Source organism: uncultured Limnohabitans sp. (assembly GCF_937889215.1).
GTDB lineage: Bacteria > Pseudomonadota > Gammaproteobacteria > Burkholderiales > Burkholderiaceae_C > Limnohabitans_A.
The window spans coordinates 1-1,290 of the sequence record NZ_CALBEX010000218.1 but is presented as its reverse complement, the minus strand read 5'-3'; the positions used below and the strand labels follow the sequence as shown (position 1 = coordinate 1,290).

The 1,290-nt window shown below is 58.8% G+C and carries 2 protein-coding genes; both read right to left on the bottom strand.

What is annotated here, in order from left to right:
* Positions 1-231: 231 nt before the first annotated feature.
* Positions 232-681, bottom strand: a complete 450-nt coding sequence (locus Q0341_RS05560; protein WP_299511096.1) for a MarR family winged helix-turn-helix transcriptional regulator — start codon at positions 679-681, stop codon at positions 232-234.
* Positions 678-1,151, bottom strand: a complete 474-nt coding sequence (locus Q0341_RS05555; RefSeq protein ID WP_299511094.1) for a flavin reductase family protein — start codon at positions 1,149-1,151, stop codon at positions 678-680. Before Q0341_RS05555 ends, Q0341_RS05560 begins: the two co-directional genes overlap by 4 nt.
* Positions 1,152-1,290 lie beyond the last annotated feature (139 nt).

Here is a 1,290-nt window from a genome sequence, read left to right as displayed (position 1 = left end):
GACATCGTCAGGCTTGTAACAGCCCAAAACGCCTCACCTAACGGTGGGGCGTTTTGCTTTGTGCGTAGCATTTATAGCGCAGTCCTTTCAACCCCATTTATGCATCATTGATCAAGGGGAGGTGCGGCGTAGATCTTGGAACGGCTTCATCAAATTCCTCAAAATTCGAGGTGATTCAATCTCCTGGAACGTGCCGCTTCCAAACTTCAAGCCCAGAACCCCTAAATCAACTCAGCTGTCGTCAGCAAGGGTTTGAGCAGCAATCAAGTTCTCTAAAATAAGCTTAAGTTGATGGGCCGGGTCCTTGCCCAAGGTTGACACCACCTGCGCTTCGTGTGCTTTGGCTTGCTTCAGCAGGGGTTGCACTTTGCGCCGACCTGCGGCCGTCAGGCTCACCAGACTCTGCCGTTTGTCGTGTGCAGCGTTGCAACGCTTGACCCACCCAGCGTCTTGCATGCGGCCCACAAGCTTGGTCACGGTGGGTTGTTTCGCCAGCACGATGCTGGCGAGTTCGTTGATGCTCAAACTGTCTTTGCCCGACAGGCTTGCCATGACGCGCCACTCCATCAGGCTCAGGCCACTGGCTTCGACCACGGTGTGGAATTCGCTCGAAATCAAATGGCTGGCACGCGCCAGCAAGTAGGCCAGGTAGTCGTCGACAAAGCCTGGCTCGGTGGTCATGGCTTCGGTTTGTGCAGAGGTGCCGTAGAACTGAACTGCCCGCCTTGGTAGACCAGCGGTGCCGTGCCATCGCTGAAACCGCAGCGTTCCACCTCGCCCACAAAAATCACATGGTCGCCTTCTTCGTGCCGGCTGCGGTTGTGGCATTCAAACCAGGCCAGTGCCCCATCCAAAATGGGCAAACCCGACTCGCCCAGCGTGTAAGCGGTGTCGGTAAAGCGGTCACCCTTACCGAAGGCAAAACGGTTGCACACATCGAGCTGATCGGCGGCCAGCACGTTCACCACGTAATGCGTGAACACCCGCTCGTCCTGGGGCAGCACGACAGAGCCAGGACGATCGGCCTTGGCGTGTGTGCGCAGCAAGGCCGTGGTGTTAATGTCGCGGATCTCGATGCGCTGGGCGTAGATGCGCACCAGCACCTTCGATCCGATGGCCGCCGGGCGCGCGGCGTAGCTGCTGTGATCCACCCGCACACAGCTGTCGTCGCAGACGGTGTCCCCCCGGATGCGCAGCGTCGCCGTGTTCGAGCTGCAGGGCATCGTCTCGTTTGGGGTGGCGGCCCTGGTGGTCGAGCAGGTCAGAAAGAACCTGGGTCAGCACCGATGC